Source organism: Methanosarcina baikalica (genome assembly GCF_031461075.1).
GTDB classification, from domain to species: domain Archaea; phylum Halobacteriota; class Methanosarcinia; order Methanosarcinales; family Methanosarcinaceae; genus Methanosarcina; species Methanosarcina baikalica.
In genome coordinates this window covers 1-3009 of the sequence record NZ_JAVKPK010000127.1, presented here as the reverse complement: position 1 = coordinate 3009, position 3009 = coordinate 1, and the positions used below count along the sequence as shown (strand labels likewise).

The window sequence follows — 3009 nt, the reverse complement described above, 5'->3', positions numbered from 1 at the left end:
AGTGAAATAAAATGGTAATAGCAAATTAAAATATATATATCTATTAATAAATTTAACTTCTTAATATAAATACACATAAAAACTTGCAAAACCTTGATTGCGAAAAAGATGTGATAAAGGAAATGTAATGCAGTGCGGAGAGATTTAACCTCCAAATGTAGGTCCATAGTAGCATCCAATCCATATAATTGTCTCCTCGAAAATGACATTCTTCTTCTGACATTCTTCTTCTGACATTCTTCTAACATTCTTCTAACATTCTTCTGACATTCTTCTTTCTTGACATCTACAGCTCACATTTGTTTCTGATGACTTCCTCATTTTCTAATGTAATCAAGAGCTATTAAAAAAAGATTAAAAAATCGAAAACATATCCCCGGTTATGAAGGCCCTGAAAAGAATTCGTAAACAAGATCGCTAAAATAGGGATCTCTGCGGAAAATTCTCTACTTTAGTGATCTTGGTGTTATCTTTGAAATTAAAATTCTAGTTTTGATTTTCAAGGTTTCTTATTCCTTTCTTTTTATTCTTTCTTTAAGCATGTGTATCTATTTGGACTATAGCCGTCGAGATATCCGTTTTTGTAGCCTTTGTTGTAGTTTTCTTCGTAGTATTTTGTCCAGCTGTCTATGGTCGAAGGAGAAGGAATTTTCTGGAGAATCTCCTTGATGCCATATTGCTTGCAGTCTGCTTTGCCTTGTTTTTCGCCTTCGTTATGGCCTTTGTCGTAGCCAGCGTTGTAACCGTCTTTGTTCTTATACTCACTATTGTCAGCTGCGTTTACCGACGCAGCTGTCACTGATAGTACAAAACAAACTGCCAGCAAAATAGCAAGGGTCTTTTTTGTTCTATCAACTTTTTTATTTCCCATAAATTATACTCCTGATTTTGTTCAATTGAATGAAAATGGTTTATACACCGATGAAAAGACGCTGTTCTGAAACCCAGTGATTTTTGGATTTATAGTCAAGAATTCAACATTTGAAACTAACTCACTTAATGCCCCCCATGTACCTGCAATATTTGGGAGTACCAATCCCAAAATATTCTTTATTGTGTAGAAAATTTGTTGATTAATAGATGTATTTTAAATTCCACGTGTGCGTATCTAATAATAGTGACTGAAACAAAGTTAGATCATACTGGTGATTGTAGATCCATTTCTATTCGTCCATTCTTCTCTGGAAAAATCCGTTCTAATTGTCTTGCCAACTATCCAGCAGTTGATATTTCTAATATTAGCTGGAATAAATATAAACATACTTATAATAAAAACTAGCTTAAAATGGTTTAATTAATAAAATAAGTATTTTTAAACTTTTAATTTAAAATATAACCATAAATAACGTATTTTAATGATTATCAGATCTTCAAAAGTCGTGTCTCATAGTACTTGCACACAAGACTGGCTCGCTGTTTTGTGTGGGCCGAAAATAATTTCCCAGTTGAAAAGTGACCAGGACACCCACCAGTAAATTGTTGAGCTTTTGATACTTAACTTTTACATGGAGTCTGCGGTTTTCGTTTTTATTTGCTCAACGTCGACAGACTTCAGCCTCATTGGGGCGTGGGACATAAAAGGAAAGCAAAGGAAAAGCCTCAAGGGAAAAACAGGGAATAAAGCCTGGAAACCCTATGCTTTTGAGCTCAGGCATCAGGCCGTTCCAGCTTTTCCAGTATGTCCGGTTGATTTTCAGACTTTTTAGCTTGCTCTTTGGGCTGCTCTTTAAATGAAGTGAGCCTGAAAGCCTCAATATCCCAGTTCGCCTTTTTTGCCCCTGCCTGATACACGCTTTCAAGAAAATCAAGTACTGCTTTCTCCGGCGAGTCTGCATTTCGGACATCATTATACATGAGAAGCGCAAGCCCGGCCTGATGGTCCCAGAAAGCTTCTTTCGGGCTTAGCGGTTCATTCATGAGACCTGCAGGCTGCGGGTGCATGTAAGCATAAAAAGCCGGCTCCCTTACATTTTGGTCTCCTGCCCAGAAACCAAAGCTGATTATTTCATGCGAGGAAGATTCAAGTTCAACAGGGTTTGCTCCTTCCCTGAACGGAGCAGGCCTGCCTGAAAACCGCGTCAGAGCAAGGTCAGCGTGGTGCCAGAAAAAGTGCACAGGCGAGCTTTTTCCTGTAAACCAGCCCCTGAAGACCTGAAAGATCGAATATACCTGTACAAGGATTCTCCAGAACCTGTTCACATATTCTTCATCATACGATGCGAACTGATAATCCGATGTAAACGGCTCTGTCACTCCAGGTATATCATAAGGCACAGGCTTGATGCCTGCCACAATCCCGAATTCTCCCAGACTTGAAAACACGCGCTCGTAAAACCCTGCAGTAGACAGTCCCTTCAAAGGCACGGTTTTAGAGTCCCCCTCACTTGTCTCAATCCTTAAAACATGTTCTTTGTCTCTGAAATCAAACTCCATCTCGAAAATCATGTCCTCATAAGGAATAGGCCCTGTAGTAAGCCCGCGCACCGAAACATAAAAAGGCACATGCCACCAGTGGTTCATTTTCGGAAACAATGCAAGCCGGACCTTTCCCACTATCTGCAGAAACAGGTGCAGAGTATTCTTCGTGTCTTCCCATTCTTCAATCGGTAAAGGCGGGAACTGTACATCCCGCATAAAACTGGTGTTTACCATAATATCCCCCTCTATAAAATTCCCAAATCAATGATGGTAAAGTTTATGATAATCCCATTTGAGTTATATGATTTATACATATAAGCCGTTAGTCTCCGTTAATTTATAAGTTTAAAACATTTCCTGCCCGGATAAAAATTAAAAGATTGACTTTAAAACAGGATCTTTGAAGTTTACTGCTGAGACCTTCTTAATTCCGTGGTCTAAAACTCTTTGTATCCGGTTTCTTACGATTTTATGAGCAACGTTTAATTCTCTAGAGATTTCAGTATTGTTTTTGCTATAAGCTAAAATTTTAGCCCTTTCAACAATACTTGCCAGTTGACTTCCAGAGTGACTTAACTTAATTAAATATTC

At 38.3% G+C, this 3009-nt stretch carries 2 protein-coding genes and 1 pseudogene; all 3 read right to left on the bottom strand.

Annotated features, from left to right (window positions below):
- Positions 1-523: 523 nt before the first annotated feature.
- The gene (locus tag RG963_RS16260) at positions 524-871 is read right to left on the bottom strand and encodes a hypothetical protein (RefSeq protein ID WP_310577325.1); all 348 of its coding nucleotides are present in this window, start codon (positions 869-871) and stop codon (positions 524-526) included.
- Between the two features lie 776 nt (positions 872-1647).
- Positions 1648-2652 (bottom strand): DUF5996 family protein, encoded by a 1005-nt coding sequence (locus RG963_RS16255; RefSeq protein WP_310577324.1) that lies wholly within the window; start codon positions 2650-2652, stop codon positions 1648-1650.
- Positions 2653-2844: 192 nt separating this feature from the next.
- Positions 2845-3009: pseudogene (locus tag RG963_RS16250) on the bottom strand (IS630-like element ISMac13 family transposase); the annotation flags it as partial.